Origin of the sequence: Streptomyces kanamyceticus, from assembly GCF_008704495.1 — a bacterium.
Taxonomy (GTDB): domain Bacteria; phylum Actinomycetota; class Actinomycetes; order Streptomycetales; family Streptomycetaceae; genus Streptomyces; species Streptomyces kanamyceticus.
The window spans coordinates 6,447,511-6,466,322 of record NZ_CP023699.1; the positions used below are offsets into that span (position 1 = coordinate 6,447,511).

The following is an 18,812-nucleotide window of genomic DNA, read 5'->3' on the forward strand; positions in this document are numbered from 1 at the left end:
TTTCGCGCCGCGTACTTCGCTTCGCGCCGGGCGAGTTGCTTCGTTTCGCGCCGGGCGGGCTACTTCTTCAGCTTCTTCGCCTTCTCGATCGCGTCCGCCAGGTCCTCCAGGATCGGCGCGCACTTGTCGTACGAGAAGATGGGCTCCGCGACACGCGGGATGACCTGTCCGGCCTTGACCGCGGGCAGCTTCTGCCAGGTCGGCTTGGACTTGTCGAGGGCGGCGGGCTGGAGCGCCGAGGTGCGGTTGTCCATCATGATGAGGTCCGCGTCGTACTGGTCGACGTTCTCCCAGCTGAGGCTCTCGAACCAGCCGCCGGACTCCTTCTTCGCCTTCTCCGGCGGCTCGATGAGGTTCACGCCGAGCGCCTTGAAGTACTCCAGGTCGACCGAGAGGTTCGACCCGGAGACGTAGAACAGGTCCTGGCTCGCGGAGCCGACGAGGACCTTGATGTCCTTGTGCGCCTTGGCGACCTTGCGCAGCCGCTCGGACGCCGCCTCGAAGCGCTTCTTCGCCCTGACGACCTTGTCGGACTTCACGTCCGCGCCGAGCGACTCGGCGAGGGCCTGGATGCGCTGCAGCGGGTGGGTCAGCTGGCGGTCGTAGACGCTGATGCCGACGCTCGGGGCGAGCTTGAGGACCTTGTCCTCGCTCTCCTCGGGGACGTACCAGAGGGTGCCCTTGTCGTCGAACATCGTGGAGATCAGCACGTCCGGGGCGAGGCCCGCGTACTTCTCGATGTTGAACTGGCCCCATTCGTTGCCGATGATCGTCAGCTTGCTGATGTCCATGTCGCCGGCCTGGACGTCGGCCTTGCCGTCCTTGGTCTTCGTCGGGCCGAAGACGCCCTTGACCTCGATGCCGTAGTCGAACAGGGCGGCGGCGACGCCGGTGAAGGCGACGATGTTCTTCGGCGTCGCGTCCTTCTTGGCGGTCTCGCCGCGGTCGTCCTTGAAGCTCCAGGGCCCGGACTTGCCCGGCGCCTCCTTGCTCGTGCCGCCGCTGTCCTTCTTCTCGCTGCCGCAGGCTGCCAGGACGGCGGTGAGGCCGAGGGCGCCGCCTGCGGTGAGGATGCCGCGACGGGACGGCGCGGAGGTGGCGGACGGGCGGCGGAGCTGGGGCATGGATCTCTGCTTTCGTGACGGTACGGCGGCGGGGCCACTGGCCGGAAGTAGAGCTTAGGCTAGCCTAAGCTGACTCCGGGGTCAGTGGCCCCTCACGTCACCCGCGCCTTGCCGGGACCGCGGCCCGCGAAACGCCTTGCCGGGACCGCGCGGCCCGCGAAACGCCGTGCGGGGACCTCAGCCCGCGAAACCCAGCTCCCGCGCGATCAGCATGCGCTGCACCTCGCTCGTGCCCTCGCCGATCTCCAGGATCTTGGAGTCGCGCCACATCCTGGCCACGGGGTATTCGTTCATGAAGCCGTACCCGCCGTGGATCTGCGTGGCCTCGCGGGCGTTGTCCACCGCGACCGTCGACGAGTACAGCTTGGCGATGGCCGCCTCCTTCTTGAACGGCTCACCGGCGACCAGCCGCGATGCCGCGTCGTGCCAGCCGACGCGGGCCATGTGCGCCCGCATCTCCATGTCGGCGATCTTGAACTGGATGGCTTGATTCGCACCGATCGGCTTCCCGAAGGCGTGCCGCTCCTTGGCGTACTTCACGGACTCGTCCACACAGCCCTGGGCGAGCCCGGTGGCGAGCGCGGAGATGGCCACGCGGCCCTCGTCGAGGATGCGCAGGAACTGGGCGTACCCGCGGCCCTCCGTGCCGAGCAGGTTCGCCGCCGGGACCCGGACGTCGGAGAAGGAGAGCTCGCGGGTGTCCGACGCGTTCCAGCCGACCTTCGAGTACGGCGCGGCGACCGTGAAGCCCGGCGTCCCCGACGGGACGATGATCGCGGAGATCAGCGGCCGCCCGTCCTCCTTGCGGCCGGTGACGGCGGTGACCGTGACCAGGCCCGTGATGTCCGTCCCCGAGTTGGTGATGAAGCACTTGGAGCCGTTGATCACCCACTCGTCGCCGTCGCGCACCGCCGTCGTGCGGGTGCCGCCCGCGTCCGAGCCGCCGTCCGGCTCGGTCAGGCCGAACGCGCCGAGGACCTCGCCCGAGCACAGCTTCGGCAGCCACTCGCGCTTCTGCTCCTCGGTGCCGAAGAGGTGGATCGGCATCGCACCGAGGGAGACGCCCGCCTCCAGGGTGATCGCCACCGACGAGTCGACGCGGGCGAGCTCTTCGAGGGCGATGCCGAGCGCGAGGTAGTCGCCGCCCATCCCGCCGAACTCCTCGGGGAAGGGCAGCCCGAACAGGCCCATGCGGCCCATCTCGCGGACGATCTCGTACGGGAACTCGTGCCTCTCGTAGAGGTCGCCGATCTTCGGCGCGATCACGTCGTGCGCGAACGCCTCGACGGTGCGGCGCAGTTCCTCGTGCTCGGGGCTCAGACGGTGGTCCATCGTTGTTTCACTGCTCCTGGTGGGTCAGGGCGCGGACGGTGCGGGACGGGCTGGGTCGGCCCAACTGGTCTGCCATCCAGGCGCTGGTGGCGCTGAGACGGCCGAGGTCGACCCCGGTGTCGATGCCGAGTCCTTGCAGCATCCACACGAGGTCTTCGGTGGCGAGGTTGCCGGTGGCGCTCTTCGCGTACGGGCAGCCGCCGAGGCCGCCCGCCGAGGCGTCCACCGTCGTCACGCCGTGCTGCAGCGCGGCGAGGGTGTTGGCGAGTGCCTGGCCGTACGTGTCGTGGAAGTGCACGCCGATGCGGTCGGTCGGCACGCCCTCCTCGTTCAACTCGGCGAGCAGGGACTGCACATGGCCCGGTGTGGCCACGCCGATCGTGTCGCCGAGGCTCAGCTCGTCGCAGCCCATGTCGAGCAGGGCGCGGCAGACGCGGACGACCTGGGCGACGGGCACCGGGCCCTCCCAGGGGTCGCCGAAGCACATGGAGAGGTAGCCGCGGACGTGCAGCTCGCTCTCCCGCGCGCGGGAGACCACCGGGTCGAACATCGCGAGCGCCTCGTCCACCGTGCGGTTCAGGTTGGCCTTGGCGAAGGACTCGGTGGCGCTGGCGAAGACGGCGACGCGGTGCGCGCCGAGCGCGAGGGCGCGGTCCAGGCCGCGTTCGTTCGGCACGAGGACCGGAAGGTGCACGCCCTGGAGGTCGCCGAGCAGCGGGAACAGCTGCTCGGCGTCGGCCAGTTGGGGCACCCACTTGGGGTGCACGAAGCTGGTCGCCTCGATGGTGGCGAGGCCCGCGTCGGCGAGGCGGTGGACGAACTCCGCCTTGATCTCGGTGGGGACGACCCCCTTCTCGTTCTGCAGGCCGTCGCGCGCGCCCACCTCGTGGATGCGGACGCGGGGCGGCAGGCCCTGGGCGGGGACGGCCATGGGGAGTCCGGCGGCGGTCATGACGCCTCCTGGGGGGCGGCCTCGGTTTCGTGGGGCTCGACCACGGCGAGGATCTGGTCCATGGCGACCGTGGTGCCGGGGGTGACGTCGAGTTCGGTGACGGTGCCCGCGTGCGGGGCGGCGATGACGTGCTCCATCTTCATCGCCTCGACCACCAACAGGCTCTGCCCGGCCGTCACTTGGTCTCCGGTGGAGACCTTCACGACCGTGACGGTGCCCGGCATGGGGGCGGTGAGCGCGTCGGCCCCCACGTGCGCGGCGCCGGTGAGGGACGCGGCCACCGGGTCGTGGTCCATCACGTGCCACGCGTCGCCGTCGCGGCCGAGCCAGTCGCCCGCGCGGCGGAAGGTGTGCAGGGTGCCGTCGACGGTGACGGACACGCGGTCGGCCGCCACGGTGCGGGAGCCCGCGCCGAGCCGGTGGGCGACGGGTTCGAGCCCTGGCACGCGCAGCCAGTGGGTCAGGGGCGCGGGCGCGCCGCCGAGCCGCCAGCCGCTGGGTACGGAGAAGGGGTCCGTCCAGCCGTCACCGGCCGGGGCGAGTGCCGCTTCCCGTACCGCCGCCGCCGCTTCGTAGACCTCGTCCGGCACCCCGTCGGGCACCAGGGCGTCCGCCTCGCGCTCCACCAGGCCGGTGTCGAGGTCGCCCGCGACCACGGCCGGGTGGGCGAGCAGCCTGCGCAGGAAGCCCGCGTTCGTCGGCACGCCGAGGGTGACGGTGTCGGCGAGGGCGGCGCGCAGCTTGCGCAGGGCCGTCGCGCGGTCGGGGCCGTACGCGATGACCTTCGACAGCATCGGGTCGTAGAGGCTGCCGACCTCCGTGCCCTCGCTCAGCCCCGAGTCGGTGCGCACGCCGTCGCCCTGCGGCTCGTGCAGGGAGAGGACCGTGCCGCCGGAGGGGAGGAAGCCGCGGGAGGGGTCCTCGGCGCAGACGCGGGCCTCGATCGCGTGGCCGGTGAGGGTGATGTCCTGCTGCCCGAAGGGCAGTTGTTCGCCCGCGGCCACGCGCAGCTGCCACTCCACCAGGTCGAGCCCGGTGATGAGCTCGGTGACCGGGTGCTCCACCTGGAGGCGGGTGTTCATCTCCATGAAGTAGTACGACGAGGGGTCCTTGCCCGGCACGATGAACTCCACCGTGCCCGCGCCCGCGTACCCGCACGAGCGGGCCGCCTGGACCGCGGCCTCGCCCATCGCCGCGCGCGTGGCCTCGTCGAGCAGGACGCTCGGCGCCTCCTCGATGATCTTCTGGTGGCGGCGCTGGAGGGAGCACTCGCGCTCGCCGAGGTGCACCACGTTCCCGTGGCCGTCGGCGAGGACCTGGATCTCGATGTGCCGCGGGCGGTCGATCCACCGCTCCACGAGCAGCGTGTCGTCGCCGAAGGAGGCCCTGGCCTCACGGCGGGCCGCCGCGATCTCCTCGTCGATCAGCGCCTCGTCGCGCACCAGGCGCATGCCCTTGCCGCCGCCGCCCGCGCTCGGCTTGAGCAGTACGGGCATGCCGATCTCCCGTGCCGCCTCAGCCAGTTGGGCATCGGTCAGGCCGCTGCCCGAGGAGCCGGGGACGACCGGGACACCGGCCTTCTGCACCGTCTCCTTGGCGCGGATCTTGTCGCCCATCAGGGAGATGGCGTCGGCGGGCGGGCCGATGAAGGTGAGACCGGCCCGCGCGCAGGCGTGCGCGAACTCGGCGTTCTCCGCGAGGAAGCCGTAGCCCGGGTGGACCGCCTGGGCGCCGGACTTCGCCGCCGCCTCCAGGAGGCGCTCGACGGACAGATAGCTCTCGGTGGCCGGTGCGGGGCCGATCCGCACGGCCGTGTCCGCCTCGCGCACGTGCCGGGCGTCCGCGTCCGCGTCGCTGAAGACGGCGACGGAGCGGACGCCGAGCGCCCGCAGGGTGCGGATGACGCGGACGGCGATCTCGCCGCGGTTGGCGACAAGAACGGTGTCGAACATGGTCCCTCTTTCGACGCTGTGGATGTCCGTCATGGCCCGCCTCACATCCGGAAGACGCCGAAGCCGGGCTCGCCCAGCGGGGCCTCGGCGCACGCGGTCAGGGCGAGGCCGAGGACCTGCCGGGTCTCCAGGGGGTCGATCACGCCGTCGTCCCAGAGCCTGGCCGTGGCGTAGTAGGCGCTGCCCTGCTGCTCGTACTGCGCGCGGATCGGGTCCTTGAACGCCTCTTCGTCCTCGGCTGCCCACTGCTCGCCGCGCGACTCCAACTGGTCGCGCTTGACGGTCGCGAGGACGGACGCGGCCTGCTCGCCGCCCATCACGGAGATCTTGGCGTTCGGCCACATCCACAGGAAGCGGGGGCTGTAGGCCCGGCCGCACATCGAGTAGTTGCCCGCGCCGTACGAACCGCCGACCACGACCGTCAGCTTCGGCACGCGCGTGCAGGCCACGGCCGTCACCATCTTGGCGCCGTGCTTGGCGATGCCACCCGCCTCGTAGTCCCTGCCGACCATGAATCCGGAGATGTTCTGCAGGAACACCAGCGGGATGCCGCGCTGGTCGCACAGCTCGATGAAGTGGGCGCCCTTCTGGGCGGACTCGGAGAACAGGATGCCGTTGTTCGCGACGATGCCGACCGGGTGGCCGTGGATGTGCGCGAAGCCCGTCACCAGGGTCTGGCCGAACTCGGACTTGAACTCGGCGAAGCGCGAGCCGTCGACCACGCGCGCGATGACCTCGCGTACGTCATAGGGGGTGCGCGAATCCGTCGGCACCGCGCCGTACAGACCCAGGGGGTCGACCTTCGGCTCCTCCACCGGCCTGACCGACCACGGCAGCTCGCCGCGCTCGGGGAGCGTGGAGACGATGGTGCGCACGATCCGCAGCGCGTGCGCGTCGTCCTCGGCGAGGTGGTCGGTCACTCCGGAGACGCGCGAGTGGACCTCGCCGCCGCCCAGCTCCTCGGCCGTGACGACCTCGCCGGTGGCGGCCTTCACCAGGGGCGGTCCGCCGAGGAAGATCGTGCCCTGGTTGCGCACGATCACCGCCTCGTCGCTCATCGCGGGGACGTAGGCGCCGCCCGCCGTGCAGGAGCCGAGGACGGCGGCGATCTGCGGGATACCGGCGCCCGACATCCGCGCCTGGTTGTAGAAGATCCGCCCGAAGTGCTCGCGGTCGGGGAAGACGTCGTCCTGCATCGGCAGGAAGGCGCCGCCCGAGTCCACCAGGTAGAGGCACGGGAGGTGGTTCTCCAGGGCCACCTCCTGGGCGCGCAGGTGCTTCTTCACGGTCATCGGGTAGTACGTGCCGCCCTTGACGGTGGCGTCGTTGGCGACGATCACGCAGGCGCGGCCCGAGACCATGCCGATGCCCGCGATGACCCCGGCCGCCGGAGCGTCCCCGCCATAGAGCCCGTCCGCCGCGAGCGGTGCCAGCTCGAGGAAGGGCGAGCCCGGGTCGAGGAGGGTGTCCACGCGGTCCCGTGGCAGCAGCTTGCCGCGCGCCACATGGCGGGCCCGCGCCCGCTCCCCGCCGCCGAGGCGAGCCGCCGCGAGCTTGGCCCGCAGCTCCTCGGCGAGGGCGGTGTGCGCCGCCTCGTTCACCCGCCATGCCTCGGACGCGGGATCAGCCGCGCTCGCCAGCACTGGTGCCTGCCGCATCAGTCGAGCCCCCTTGCTCGGTCCACTGCCCGGTCCGCCCGGCCGATCGCCGGAGCACTGGATCGCCCCGGATCGGTTAATGAGCGTTAACGCGTTTCGTCCAGGTTAACGAGCGCTAACCCCCCTGTCTAGAATCAATTCCATGGCCACGAGAACCGACGCCCCCACCCGCCGTGAGCAGATCCTCAGAGAAGCCGCCCGGCTCTTCGCCGAGCGCGGCTTCCACGGGGTCGGCGTGGACGAGATAGGGGCCGCCGTGGGCATCAGCGGTCCCGGGCTCTACCGGCACTTCGCGGGCAAGGACGCGATGCTCGCCGAGCTGCTCGTCGGCATCAGCGGACAGCTCCTGACGGGCGGCAAGCGATGCCTCGCCGACGCCGACGGGGCGCCGGGGCGGGTGCTCGACTCGCTCATCGAGGGGCACATCGACTTCGCCCTGGACGACCGCTCCCTGATCACCCTGCACGACCGCGAGCTGGACCGCCTGCGGGACAGCGACCGCAAGCTGGTGCGCCAGCTCCAGCGGCAGTACGTCGAGATCTGGGTCGACGTGGTGCGCGAGGTGTATCCGGACCTCGCCGAGAACGCGGCCCGGGTGTCCGTGCACGCGGTCTTCGGGCTGCTCAACTCCACGCCGCACCTGAGCAGGCGCGACGCGATTCCGAGCCGTCAGGCGATGGCGGAGCTCCTGCACCGGCTGGCGCGCGGGGCGTTCGCGGCGGCCGCCGGGGAGTGACGCGCATCTCTGGACGCTCTGGTGACTCCCGGGTAACCTGTTGACTGAGCAAGCGCTTAGTCGTCGTGGGCAGAGGGAGTTCTCCGTGCGCCGTACCGTTTTCAATGAGGACCACGAGGCGTTCCGGGAGACCCTGCGCGCCTTCATCGAGGCCGAGGTCGTCCCGGTCCACGACGAGTGGTTCGCCGCGGGCCAGGTGCCGCGCGAGTTCTACTACAAGCTGGCCGAGCTCGGCCTCTTCGGCATCAGCGTCCCCGAGGAGTTCGGCGGCGCGGGCATCGACTCGCACAAGTTCGAGGCCGTCCAGTACGAGGAGACCGCGCGCGCGGGCGTCAGCTTCGGCGGCTCCGGGGTGCACGTCCTGCTCGCCCTGCCGTACATCAAGGCGCTCGGCACCGACGAGCAGAAGAAGCGCTACCTGGAGAAGTTCGTCTCCGCCGAGGAGATGTGGGCCCTGGCGATGACCGAGCCGGGCACCGGCTCCGACCTCGCGGGCATGAAGACCACCGCCAAGCTCTCCGAGGACGGCACGCACTACGTCCTCAACGGCTCCAAGACCTTCATCACCGGCGGCGTGCACGCCGACCGCGTGATCGTCTGCGCCCGCACCTCCGCGCCGACCGCCGAGGACCGCCGCTTCGGCATCTCGCTCTTCGCGGTCGACACCAAGTCCGAGGGCTACTCCATCGGCCGCAAGCTCGACAAGCTGGGCCTGCGCACCTCCGACACCGCCGAGCTGGCGTTCGTCGACGTGAAGGTCCCCGTCGAGGACCTCCTCGGCGAGGAGAACAAGGGCTTCTACTACCTCGGAAGCAACCTCCCCTCCGAGCGCTGGGGCATCGCCTACGGGGCGTACGCGCAGGCCAAGGCCGCCGTCCGGTTCGCCAAGGAGTACGTCCAGGACCGCACGGTCTTCGGCAAGACGGTCGCCTCCTTCCAGAACACCAAGTTCGAACTGGCCGCCTGCCAGGCCGAGGTGGACGCCGCCGAGGCCGTCGCCGACCGCGCCCTGGAGGCCCTGGACGCGGGCGAGCTGACCGCCGCCGAGGCCGCGTCCGCGAAGCTGTTCAACACCGAGGTGGCGCACCGCGTCATCGACAAGTGCCTCCAGCTGCACGGCGGCTACGGCTTCATGAACGAGTACCCGATCGCCCGCCTGTACGCGGACAACCGCGTGAACCGCATCTACGGAGGCACCAGCGAGGTCATGAAGATGATCATCGCCAAGGACATGGGCCTGTAACCGGGCCCGTAAAGACAGCCCTGTAGAACTGCCCTCATGAACCAGGCACTTGAAGCCCTCCTCGATCTGCTCGACCTGGAGCAGATCGAGGAGGACATCTTCCGGGGCGTGAGCCGCTCGGCCATCGTGCCCCGCGTCTTCGGCGGCCAGGTCGCCGCGCAGGCCCTGGTCGCCGCCGGACGCACCGTCCCCGGCGACCGGCCCGCCCACTCCCTGCACGCGTACTTCCTGCGCCCCGGGGACCCCGGCGCGCCCATCGTGTACACGGTCGACCGGATCAGGGACGGCCGCTCCTTCACCACGCGCCGCGTCGTCGCCGTCCAGCACGGGCAGCCGATCTTCCACCTCTCCGCGTCCTTCCAGACGTACGAGGAAGGCCTGGAGCACCAGACCGGCATGCCCGCGGCGCCCGACCCGGAGACGCTGCCCACGGCCGCCGAGATGCTGCCGCGCCATCTGCCCGCGCACGTCGCCGAGCGGCTCGTGGCGGCCCGCGCCGCCGTCGACCTGCGCTATGCGGACGTGCCGCCGTGGGGCACCGTGGGACAGCCCCGCGAGCCGCGCTCCCAGGTGTGGTTCCGCGCCAACGGCAAGCTGGCGGACGACTCCTTGCTGCACGTCTGCCTCGCCACGTACGTCTCCGACATGACGCTCCTGGACTCGGTGCTCCTCGCGCACGGCAGGGGCGGCTGGGCGGTCGGCGACGTGGTCGGCGCGTCCCTCGACCACGCCATGTGGTTCCACCGGCCCTTCAGGGCCGACGAATGGCTGCTCTACGACCAGGAGTCGCCCTCGGCCTCCGGCGGGCGCGGCCTCGGGCAGGCGCGGATCTGGACGCAGGACGGGCGGCTCGCGGTGACGGTCATCCAGGAGGGTGTCGTTCGCGTTCCCCGCTGATCGGACATACCGTCCGATACATGTCGGAGCGGGCGGAGCAGGCGGAGCAAGCGGTACAGCACGAGAACGGCGAGAGCACCTTCACGGTGATCGTCGCCGCCGTGGCGAACCTCGGGATCGCGGTGGCCAAGGCCGTCGCCGGTGTCCTCAGCGGATCCAGCGCGATGCTCTCCGAAGCGGCCCACTCCGTAGCGGACACCGTCACGGAACTGATGCTGCTCGTCTCCCTGAAGGCCGGTGCCAAGCCTGCCGACGAGGAACATCCGCTCGGCTACGGAGGGGCCCGTTACATCTGGGCGCTGCTCGCCTCCGTCGCCACCTTCGTCGGCGGTGGCGTCTTCGCCGTGTACGACGGCATCCACACCCTCACGCACGGCGAGGACCCTGGCGACCCGCTCATCTCGTACGTCGTGCTCGCCATCGCCTTCCTCCTGGAGGGCTACTCGCTGCGCACCGGGCTCAAGCAGGCCCGCGACGAGGCGAACCGCTTCGGAGTGCCCCTCAAGCGCTATCTGCGCCGCACGCCCGACACCGCCGTCAAGGCCGTCGTGATGGAGGACTCGGCGGCGCTCGTGGGCCTCGTGCTCGCCGCGGCGGGGCTGCTCGGCGGGCAGCTCACCGGGTCCGGCGTGTGGGACGGCGTCGCCTCGCTCTGCATCGGCGTGCTCCTCGTGTACGTCGCCTGGGTCCTCGGGCACGCCAACTCCGAGCTGCTCATCGGCCGTCCGCTGCCTCCGGAGATGCGGGCGGCGGTCCGCGCCGAGCTGCTCGCCGATCCGCACGTCGTCGACGTACTGGAGCTGACCACGCTGCTCCAGGGCCCCAAGGAGGCCCTGGTCGCGGCGAAGGTCGACTTCCGGGACATGTCGAGCGCCGCGGACATCGAGCGGGCCTGCGACCGGATGGCGCAGCGCATCCAGGGGCGTTTCCCCGCGGTGCGCCGCGTGTACCTGGACCCGACGCCGGGACCGGCTCAGGAGTCGCCGGAGAGCCCCGCCGCGTCGAGCAGGTAGGCCGTCATCGGGTCGTAGTGCCGGGGGCTCGTGACGTGGTCGTCCAGCGGGACCGTCACCTGCACGGTGCCCTCGGCCTCGCCGATGAACAGCGCCGGGTCGTTGCAGTCCGCGTAGCCGACGGAGTCCAGGCCGCGCTGGCCCGCCCGGCCCGCCCAGCCGTGGTCGGCGACGACCAGGTCGGGCTGCGGGCGCCCATCGCGCTCCAGGCCGTCCAGGATCGCGTTCATCGGCTCGGGGGAGTGCGTGTGCCACAGGGTCGCGCCGCGCTCGAGCACCGCCACGTCGGCGAACTGGAAGACCATGCCCTCGTCGGCCGTCAGACCCTCGGGGATCACGACGATCTCGCAGCCCGCCGAGCGCAGGGCGGCGGCCGTCGCACGGTGCACGTCGAGCAGCCCTCCGGGGTGGCCGGTGGCGAAGAGCACGCTCTCCTTGCCCGCGGCCGCCTTGCGGAGGCGGGCCGCCATCCGCTCCAGGGCGTCGACCGTCAGCTCCGGATCGATGGTGTCCTGCCCGTGCCGGAACTGCGGGTCGTCGATCACGCCGCACCGCTCTGCCATCACCGCGAGGACGTCCTGCTCGTCGGTCCAGCGGTCGCCGAGCTCCAGACCGAGCCAGTAGTGACGGTCGCCGTTCGCGAGCTTCCTGTAGTGGCTGAGGTTGTTCTCGCGCGGTGTGGCGACGTCGCCCGCGATGCGGGTGCGGACGAGGTGGTCGACGAGTGCGGGACGGCTGGGTATGGACATGGTCCCCATTGTGCGGGACGAGTGCTCTGCGCTGGGCGGGTATTGGTCTGCTTCGCCTGCGGGCCGCATGTGGCCGAGCGCGCGGTTCCCCGCGCCCCTTACGGGGCCCGGCCCAGTGCGAACCACAGCTCCATGCGTACGTCCGCGTCGTCCAGGTCCGCGGCCAGGAGTGCCGCGCAGCGGGTGATGCGTTGGCGGACCGTGTTGCGGTGTACGGAGAGGGCCACCGCCGTGCGGTCCCAACTGCCGTGCAGGGAGAGCCAGGTGCGCAGGGTCGTCGTCAGGGGCTCGCTGTCGGCGAGCGGGGCCAGGAGCACGCGCGCGTGGGCCTCGGCCTCCTCGGGGGCCACCAGGGCGGCGAGGCCGTTCGCGTGGTGGTGGACCAGGGGGACGCGGGTGGCCTCCGCGCGGCGCAGGGCGCGGGCCGCCTGGGTGTCGGCGGCCGCCAGGTCGGCGGCAGGCGCGGGCGCGGCGACGCCGAGGGTCCAGCCGTCGGTGGGGGTGATCTCGCGGTCGGCGGGGACGAGGAGGCGTACGACGTCGTCGCGCGGGTCGACGAGGCCGCTGCCCAGGGCCGCGGCGAGCGCGGAAGCCGCCAGCGGGGTGTGCTCCCCGCGCGCGTGCACCACGGTCCACAGGCCGCCTCCTAGGAGAGGGCCGATGTCCGTGGGGGAGGCCCCGAGGAGGAGTCGTACGAGGGCGGCGGAGCGGGCCGCCTCGGAGGTGCTCTGGTGTTCGCCCGTGAGGAGCGAGAGCAGCACGACGGCGGCTCCCGCGATGGTGTGGTCGCCCGGTTCGCGGCGCTCCGTGGCGATGCCGAGCGCGAAGCCGCGGCCGCCGCCGAGGGCGTAGGCGGCCAGGTGGGCGGTGCCCGCGGTGTCGGCCGCTGACGCGGGCGCTGCTGGCGTGCCGCGGCGTACGACACCGGTCAGTTCCCGCAGGGCGTCCCGTGCCGCGTCGCGGGTCCGCCCCGCCGACTGCAGCTCCGCCCCGTCGGGCCCGTACAGGACCGTGAGGCCGCCCAGGCGCGCGGCGAGCTGGCGCAGGACGGCCGGGATCGGGTCGGTCCTCGCGGCGGCCGTGGCGAGGCCCTGCTGCGCCTCGGTGACCCGGCGCAGCTCGGTGTGCCTGGCCTCGGCCATCAGCCGCCACACCGCGCGGGCGACCCCGCTGAACGTGGTGCGCGGCGGGACTTCGAGGAGCGGCAGGCCGTAGTGGTCGCAGGCGTCGACGAGGGCGCGCGGCACGGTGTCGTGCACGGGGGCGACGCCGAAGCCGAGCGCCGCGCCGCCCGCCGCGACGATGCGGGCCACGTAGTCGTCGAGGTAGCCGTCCGCACCCGCCGGTCCGGTGATGTGCACGCCCGCCGTGAGGAGCAGCTCGCCGCCCAGGAGGTAGGGGTAGGGGTCGGTCATCTCCGAGGTGTGCACCCACTGCACGGCCGTCCCCGCCGTCCGCGCGTCCGGGCCCGCGATCTGCCGAAGGCCGAGGTCCTCGCGGGCGAGCAGCGCGGCGAGCGGGACGGGCGGGGTGGGAGGGACAGCAGGGGCGGGAGGGGTGGACGGGGCGGCGATGTCGGCCATGGTGGACGTTCCATCCATCTCGGTCGTGGAGAGTGGAGGAAACGTACACTTCAGCGTTGCTTTCCGGCCACCTAAGGTCGTGCCGACCAGAGGCCGTGGGTACGGGCGGATGTCCCCAGGGCCGGTCCTCACCCCCATCTGCACGACACGCCACCGAGGTGCGCGAAGGAGGCCCCCCATGGCCGTCGACTACACAGTGATCGTCGTCTATCTCGCAGGGATGCTGGCCATGGGCTGGTGGGGCATGCGCCGCGCCAAGTCCAAGAGTGAGTTCCTGGTCGCGGGACGCCGCCTCGGGCCCTGGATGTACTCCGGGACCATGGCCGCCATCGTGCTCGGCGGCGCCTCCACCATCGGCGGCGTCGGCCTCGGCTACCAGTACGGGCTCTCCGGCGCCTGGATGGTCTTCACCATCGGCCTCGGACTGCTCGCCCTGAGCGTCTTCTTCTCGGCCCGCATCGCGCGCCTGAAGGTCTACACCGTCTCCGAGATGCTCGACCTGCGCTACGGAGGGCGCGCGGGCGTCATCTCCGGAGTGGTCATGTGGGCGTACACGCTGATGCTCGCGGTCACCTCGACCATCGCGTACGCCACGATCTTCGACGTCCTCTTCGACCTGCACCGCACCGTGGCGATCATCATCGGCGGCTCGATCGTCGTCGCGTACTCCACGCTCGGCGGCATGTGGTCGATCACGCTCACCGACATGGTGCAGTTCGTGGTGAAGACGATCGGCGTGCTGCTGCTCCTGCTGCCCATCGCCGTCGTCAAGGCCGGTGGCTTCAGCGAGATGAAGGCCAAGCTGCCCACGGAGTACTTCGACCCGCTCGGCATCGGCGGCGAGACGATCTTCACCTATGTGCTGATCTATACGTTCGGCATGCTCATCGGGCAGGACATCTGGCAGCGCGTCTTCACCGCCCGCAGCGACAAGGTCGCCCGCTACGGAGGCACCGTCGCGGGCACGTACTGCCTGGTCTACGCGATCGCGGGCGCCGTCATCGGCACCGCCGCCAAGGTCATGTACCCGAAGCTGCCGAGCGCCGACGCGGCCTTCGCGACCATCGTCAAGGACGAACTGCCCATGGGAGTGCGCGGGTTGGTCCTCGCCGCCGCGCTCGCCGCCGTGATGTCGACGTCCTCCGGAGCGCTCATCGCCTGCGCGACCGTCGCCAACAACGACATCTGGTCGCGGCTGCGTGGCGTCGTCGCCCCGAAGGAAGCGGACGAGGCGCACGACGAGGTCAAGGGCAACCGCGTCTTCATCCTCGTCATGGGCGTCGGCGTGATCGCCATCGCCATCGCCCTCAACGACGTCGTCCAGGCGCTCACCGTCGCGTACAACCTGCTCGTCGCCGGGCTGCTCGTGCCGATCCTCGGCGGCCTGCTGTGGCGCCGCGGCACGGCGGCGGGCGCGCTCGCGGCGGTCGCCGCCGGTGGTCTGTCCGTCATCGGGCTCATGTGGTGGTACGGCATCCTCGCCAACGAGCCCGTCTACTACGGCCTGTTGACCTCGCTGGCCGTGTACGTCGTCGTCTCCCTCGCCACGCGGCCGACCGACGCGGCGGTCCTCGCCGCCTGGCGCGAGCGCCTGGCAGGGCGGGGCGCCGAGGAACCGGAGCCGGAGGCCCCGGTGGCCGTCTAGACCCTTGCGCGGCCCGCTGTCAGTGGGCCGCGCGACACTTGAATCGCAGCACCCGCATCAACAGGAGGAAACCGACCATGAGCAGCGCCGAGACCCCGACGACCCCCCGCGGCCCCGTCGACTCCTCCCGCATCCCGAGGTACGCGGGCCCGGCGACGTACGCCCGCCTGCCCCGCCTCGACGAGGTCGGCGGCAAGACGGACGTCGCCGTGGTCGGCGTGCCCTTCGACACCGGCGTCTCCTACCGCCCCGGCGCCCGCTTCGGCGGCAACGCCATCCGCGAGGCCTCCCGCCTCCTGCGCCCCTACAACCCGGCGCAGGACGCCTCGCCGTTCGCGCTCGCGCAGGTCGCGGACGCGGGCGACATCGCCGCCAACCCGTTCAACATCAACGAGGCGGTGGAGACCATCGAGGCCGCCGCCGACGACCTGCTCGGCTCCGGCGCCCGCATGATGACGCTCGGCGGCGACCACACCATCGCGCTCCCGCTGCTCCGCTCCGTCGCCAAGAAGCACGGCCCGGTCGCGCTGCTCCACTTCGACGCCCACCTGGACACCTGGGACACGTACTTCGGCGCCGAGTACACGCACGGCACCCCGTTCCGCCGCGCCGTCGAGGAGGGCATCCTCGACACCGAGGCGCTCTCCCACGTCGGCATCCGCGGCCCCCTGTACGGCAAGAAGGACCTCACCGACGACGAGAAGATGGGCTTCGGCATCGTCACCTCGGCGGATGTCTACCGCCGCGGCGCCGACGAGGTCGCCGACCAGCTGCGCCAGCGCATCGGCGACCGCCCGCTGTACATCTCCATCGACATCGACTGCCTCGACCCGGCGCACGCGCCCGGCACCGGCACCCCCGAGGCGGGCGGCATGACGTCCCGCGAGCTCCTGGAGATCCTGCGGGGCCTCGCCTCCTGCAACCTCGTCTCCGCCGACGTCGTCGAGGTCGCCCCCGCGTACGACCACGCGGAGATCACCGCCGTCGCCGCCTCCCACACCGCGTACGAGCTGACGACGATCATGTCCCGCCAGATCGCGGAGGCCCGCGGGACGGGGAGCGCCCAGTGACGCACGACCACGACGTCGTACTGAAGCCCACCGCCGCGCAGACCGAGGCCGCCCTGAACCTGCCCCCGGGGCGCAACGGCGGCGACCTCGTCGTCGAGACCCTGGCAGGGCTCGGCGCGACCACCGTCTTCGGCCTGCCGGGGCAGCACGCGCTCGGCATGTTCGACGCGCTGCGCCGCTCCTCGCTGTCGTACGTCGGGTTCCGCGTGGAGAACAACACGGGCTTCGCGGCCGACGCGTACGGCCGCGTCACCGGCGAGGTCGCCCCGCTGCTCCTGTCCACCGGGCCCGGCGCGCTGACCTCGCTCGCCGCGCTCCAGGAGGCGGCCGCGGGGTCCTCTCCCGTCCTCGCGATCGGCAGCCAGGTCCCGGTGGCCGGACTCGGCGGCGGACGCCACGGCTACCTGCACGAACTGCGCGACCAGCAGGCCTCGTTCAGGGACGTGGTCAAGTCCGTGCACACGGTCAGGACGCCCTCGCAGATCCCCTCCGCGATCGCCGCGGCCTGGGAGTCCGCCCTCACCGCGCCGCACGGCCCGGTCTGGGTCGAGATCCCCCAGGACGTACTCCTCGCCGAGACGACGCTGCCGGTGGTCACGGCGATGGACGCGACCCCCGACGAGGTCGTGCCGCGCCCCGAACTGACCGCGGTGGCGGCCGACCTGCTCTCGCGCGCCGAGCGCCCCGCGATCATCGCGGGCGGCGGCGTGGTGCGGTCGGACGCGAGCGGCAAGCTGCTCGCGCTCGCCGAGCTGGTGAACGCCCCCGTCGTCACGACCTTCGGCGGCAAGGGCGCCTTCCCCTGGGAGCACCCGCTCTCGCTCCAGTCGTGGCTGGAGGACCGGCACACCACGGACTTCCTGGAGGACGCGGACGTCCTGCTCGTCGTCGGCTCGGGCCTCGGCGAACTGTCCTCGAACTACCACACGTTCACGCCGCGCGGCCGGGTCATCCAGATCGAGGCGGACGCGGGGAAGCTGGAGTCCAACCACCCCGCGCTCGGCATCCACGCGGACGCGCGCCTCGCGCTCTCGGCCCTCCTGGAGACGATCGAAGCCGAGCGTCCCGACGAGGGTGCCCACGCGCGCGTGGCGGGCCTGCTCGCCAAGGTGAGCGAGCGCATCGACGCCCAGGACCTCACCCTGGAGCGGCAGGTGCTCGCGGCCGTCCGCGAGGCCCTGCCGGACGCGTCGCCGTCCTTCTGGGACATGACGATCCTGGCGTACTGGGCGTGGTCGGCCTTCGACGCGCGGCATCCGAACACGATGCACTCGGCGCAGGGCGCGGGCGGCCTCGGCTACGGCTTCCCCGCGGCGCTCGGCGCGGCGGTCGCCGACCCCTCGCACCCGGTCCTCGCGGTCTCGGGCGACGGCGGCGCGATGTACTCGATCGCGGAACTGGCCACGGCGAAGCAGTACGGGCTCGACGTGACCTGGCTGATCGTCGACGACGGCGGCTACGGAATCCTGCGCGAGTACATGTCCGACGCCTTCGGCGAGGCGACGGCCACGGAGCTGGCCCGCCCCGACTTCGTGGCGCTCGCGGAGTCCTTCGGGGTACCGGGCGTACGGACGACCCCGGAGACCCTCGGGGCCGACCTCGCGAAGGCGCTGGCCGAGCCGGGGCCTTCCGTGGTGGTGCTTCCGGCGCTCCTTCGGATGTTCGCGCCGACGCATCTGGATTGAGCCGCTGGATTGAGCCGGTGAACTGAGCCGCTGAGAGGTTTCGTACAACTTCTCTGTTTTCGTGCAACCTTTCACCACTACTGGTGAGTCATGTGGGGCGAGTGCGCCGGGGGCGCACTCGTTTCGCACACAGGGGATGGGAAGCTCCATGACTCACCGGACATCCGGTATATCCAGGCGTGCCCGCGTGCTCTCGGCGGGTCTCGCCGCCGGGCTGCTCGTGCCGCTCGCCGCGGCCGCCACGCCCGCCGCCGCGGCCACGGCGCCGCAGGTCAGCTGCAGCTCCGCGCAGGCGGGCCTGGCGGGCAAGCTCAAGAAGGACATCACGGCCGCCCTGAAGAACCGCAAGGGCACGGTCGCCGTCGGTCTGTACGACCGCACCACGAAGACCAGCTGCACCCTGCGCGCGGGCACCTCCTTCGACTCGGCCAGCGTCGTCAAGGTGACCGTCCTCGCGACGCTCCTCTGGGACGCGAAGAAGACCGAGCGGAAGCTGTCGGCCCGCGAGTCGGACCTCGCGTACGCCATGATCACCAAGTCGGACAACGCGGCCACCAGCAAGCTCTGGCGCCAGCTCGGCGCGGGCAAGGTCAAGGCCTTCCTCAAGGCCGCCAAGATGACGAAGACCGTGCCGGGATCCGGCGGCTACTGGGGTCTGACCCGGATCAACGCCACCGACGAGCAGAAGCTCCTCGGGCTGATCACCGCCAAGAACTCCGTCCTGAGCGACAACGCGCGCGCCTACATCCTCAAGCTGATGAACAAGGTCGTCTCCGCGCAGCGCTGGGGCACCCCGGCGGGCGCCCCGTCCGCCGTCAAGATCCACGTGAAGAACGGCTGGCTGCAGCGCTCCACGCACGGCTGGCGGGTGCACAGCGTCGGCGCGTTCAAGGGCGGCGGCCACGACTACACGATCTCCGTGCTCACGCACGGCAACAGCACGATGAACTATGGCGTCGCCACGATTCAGGGGGTGGCCAAGGCCATCCACAAGGACCTGGCGCCCCGCACTACGGCGCGTTACGCGCCGACGAACGCGCCTCAGGAGGCGTTCGTGGCGGTGCCCAGCGCCTGAGCCTCTCGGGTAGCGGCGGCGCCGTTGTGGCTTGTCGCGCAGTTCCCCGCGCCCCTTAAAAGAGCGCCGTTTGTTGCGGCGGGATGAAATCCGCGTCC

General features: G+C 71.5%; 15 protein-coding genes. 8 read left to right on the forward strand and 7 right to left on the reverse strand.

Annotation, left to right across the window (positions count from 1 at the left end; translation table 11 throughout):
- Nucleotides 1-59 precede the first annotated feature (59 nt).
- The 5 genes from CP970_RS27815 to CP970_RS27835 form a co-directional block, all read right to left on the reverse strand.
- On the reverse strand, nt 60-1,124 hold the full coding sequence (locus CP970_RS27815) for an ABC transporter substrate-binding protein (protein ID WP_055551878.1): 1,065 nt from the start codon (nt 1,122-1,124) through the stop codon (nt 60-62).
- Nucleotides 1,125-1,301: 177 nt separating this feature from the next.
- A complete protein-coding gene (locus tag CP970_RS27820; RefSeq protein ID WP_055551880.1) occupies nt 1,302-2,456 on the reverse strand; it encodes an acyl-CoA dehydrogenase family protein in 1,155 nt (384 codons plus the stop codon).
- A gap of 7 nt (nt 2,457-2,463) precedes the next feature.
- On the reverse strand, nt 2,464-3,408 hold the full coding sequence (locus CP970_RS27825) for a hydroxymethylglutaryl-CoA lyase (RefSeq protein WP_055551882.1): 945 nt from the start codon (nt 3,406-3,408) through the stop codon (nt 2,464-2,466).
- Entirely contained in the window at nt 3,405-5,360 is a 1,956-nt protein-coding gene (locus tag CP970_RS27830; RefSeq protein WP_055551884.1) for an acetyl/propionyl/methylcrotonyl-CoA carboxylase subunit alpha, read from the reverse strand. Before CP970_RS27830 ends, CP970_RS27825 begins: the two co-directional genes overlap by 4 nt.
- Before the next feature lie 41 nt (nt 5,361-5,401).
- Nucleotides 5,402-7,018: a carboxyl transferase domain-containing protein gene (locus tag CP970_RS27835; RefSeq protein WP_055551886.1), complete on the reverse strand. Its 1,617-nt coding sequence runs from the start codon at nt 7,016-7,018 to the stop codon at nt 5,402-5,404.
- 142 nt (nt 7,019-7,160) lie between these two features.
- On the opposite strand from CP970_RS27835, the gene CP970_RS27840 reads away from it, so the two are divergent.
- The 4 genes from CP970_RS27840 (at nt 7,161) to CP970_RS27855 (ending at nt 10,907) form a co-directional block, all read left to right on the forward strand.
- Nucleotides 7,161-7,754: an SACE_7040 family transcriptional regulator gene (locus CP970_RS27840; RefSeq protein WP_055551887.1), complete on the forward strand. Its 594-nt coding sequence runs from the start codon at nt 7,161-7,163 to the stop codon at nt 7,752-7,754.
- 85 nt (nt 7,755-7,839) lie between these two features.
- Complete coding sequence (locus CP970_RS27845) at nt 7,840-8,997, forward strand: acyl-CoA dehydrogenase family protein (protein WP_055551888.1); 1,158 nt, start codon at nt 7,840-7,842, stop codon at nt 8,995-8,997.
- 36 nt (nt 8,998-9,033) lie between these two features.
- The gene (locus CP970_RS27850; protein WP_055551890.1) at nt 9,034-9,894 is read left to right on the forward strand and encodes an acyl-CoA thioesterase; all 861 of its coding nucleotides are present in this window, start codon (nt 9,034-9,036) and stop codon (nt 9,892-9,894) included.
- A gap of 20 nt (nt 9,895-9,914) precedes the next feature.
- Entirely contained in the window at nt 9,915-10,907 is a 993-nt protein-coding gene (locus tag CP970_RS27855; RefSeq protein WP_055551892.1) for a cation diffusion facilitator family transporter, read from the forward strand.
- Here CP970_RS27855 and CP970_RS27860 read toward each other — a convergent pair.
- On the reverse strand, nt 10,868-11,656 hold the full coding sequence (locus tag CP970_RS27860) for a phosphatase (protein ID WP_055551895.1): 789 nt from the start codon (nt 11,654-11,656) through the stop codon (nt 10,868-10,870). The genes CP970_RS27855 and CP970_RS27860 overlap by 40 nt on opposite strands.
- 98 nt (nt 11,657-11,754) lie before the next feature.
- On the reverse strand, nt 11,755-13,239 hold the full coding sequence (locus CP970_RS27865) for a PucR family transcriptional regulator (protein ID WP_224058756.1): 1,485 nt from the start codon (nt 13,237-13,239) through the stop codon (nt 11,755-11,757).
- A gap of 178 nt (nt 13,240-13,417) precedes the next feature.
- Here CP970_RS27865 and CP970_RS27870 point away from each other — a divergent pair, with 178 nt between their 5' ends.
- From CP970_RS27870 to CP970_RS27885, 4 genes are all read left to right on the forward strand, one after another.
- Complete coding sequence (locus CP970_RS27870) at nt 13,418-14,884, forward strand: sodium:solute symporter (RefSeq protein ID WP_055549400.1); 1,467 nt, start codon at nt 13,418-13,420, stop codon at nt 14,882-14,884.
- Between the two features lie 77 nt (nt 14,885-14,961).
- On the forward strand, nt 14,962-15,954 hold the full coding sequence (gene speB, locus CP970_RS27875; RefSeq protein WP_055549398.1) for an agmatinase: 993 nt from the start codon (nt 14,962-14,964) through the stop codon (nt 15,952-15,954).
- A complete protein-coding gene (locus CP970_RS27880) occupies nt 15,951-17,639 on the forward strand; it encodes a thiamine pyrophosphate-binding protein (protein WP_055549396.1) in 1,689 nt (562 codons plus the stop codon). Before speB ends, CP970_RS27880 begins: the two co-directional genes overlap by 4 nt.
- A gap of 148 nt (nt 17,640-17,787) precedes the next feature.
- A complete protein-coding gene (locus CP970_RS27885; protein WP_055549394.1) occupies nt 17,788-18,714 on the forward strand; it encodes a serine hydrolase in 927 nt (308 codons plus the stop codon).
- The last annotated feature ends 98 nt before the right edge of the window (nt 18,715-18,812 follow it).

What these genes read in the sequence shown, in the direction of transcription:
- CP970_RS27815 (WP_055551878.1), bottom strand. Translation starts at nt 1,124, where the DNA reads ATGCCCCAGCTCCGCCGCCCGTCCGCCACCTCCGCGCCGTCCCGTCGC.
- CP970_RS27820 (WP_055551880.1), bottom strand. Translation starts at nt 2,456, where the DNA reads ATGGACCACCGTCTGAGCCCCGAGCACGAGGAACTGCGCCGCACCGTC.
- CP970_RS27825 (WP_055551882.1), bottom strand. Translation starts at nt 3,408, where the DNA reads ATGACCGCCGCCGGACTCCCCATGGCCGTCCCCGCCCAGGGCCTGCCG.
- CP970_RS27830 (WP_055551884.1), bottom strand. Translation starts at nt 5,360, where the DNA reads ATGTTCGACACCGTTCTTGTCGCCAACCGCGGCGAGATCGCCGTCCGC.
- CP970_RS27835 (WP_055551886.1), bottom strand. Translation starts at nt 7,018, where the DNA reads ATGCGGCAGGCACCAGTGCTGGCGAGCGCGGCTGATCCCGCGTCCGAG.
- CP970_RS27840 (WP_055551887.1), top strand. Translation starts at nt 7,161, where the DNA reads ATGGCCACGAGAACCGACGCCCCCACCCGCCGTGAGCAGATCCTCAGA.
- CP970_RS27850 (WP_055551890.1), top strand. Translation starts at nt 9,034, where the DNA reads ATGAACCAGGCACTTGAAGCCCTCCTCGATCTGCTCGACCTGGAGCAG.
- CP970_RS27855 (WP_055551892.1), top strand. Translation starts at nt 9,915, where the DNA reads ATGTCGGAGCGGGCGGAGCAGGCGGAGCAAGCGGTACAGCACGAGAAC.
- CP970_RS27860 (WP_055551895.1), bottom strand. Translation starts at nt 11,656, where the DNA reads ATGTCCATACCCAGCCGTCCCGCACTCGTCGACCACCTCGTCCGCACC.
- CP970_RS27865 (WP_224058756.1), bottom strand. Translation starts at nt 13,239, where the DNA reads ATGGCCGACATCGCCGCCCCGTCCACCCCTCCCGCCCCTGCTGTCCCT.
- CP970_RS27870 (WP_055549400.1), top strand. Translation starts at nt 13,418, where the DNA reads ATGGCCGTCGACTACACAGTGATCGTCGTCTATCTCGCAGGGATGCTG.
- speB (WP_055549398.1), top strand. Translation starts at nt 14,962, where the DNA reads ATGAGCAGCGCCGAGACCCCGACGACCCCCCGCGGCCCCGTCGACTCC.
- CP970_RS27885 (WP_055549394.1), top strand. Translation starts at nt 17,788, where the DNA reads ATGACTCACCGGACATCCGGTATATCCAGGCGTGCCCGCGTGCTCTCG.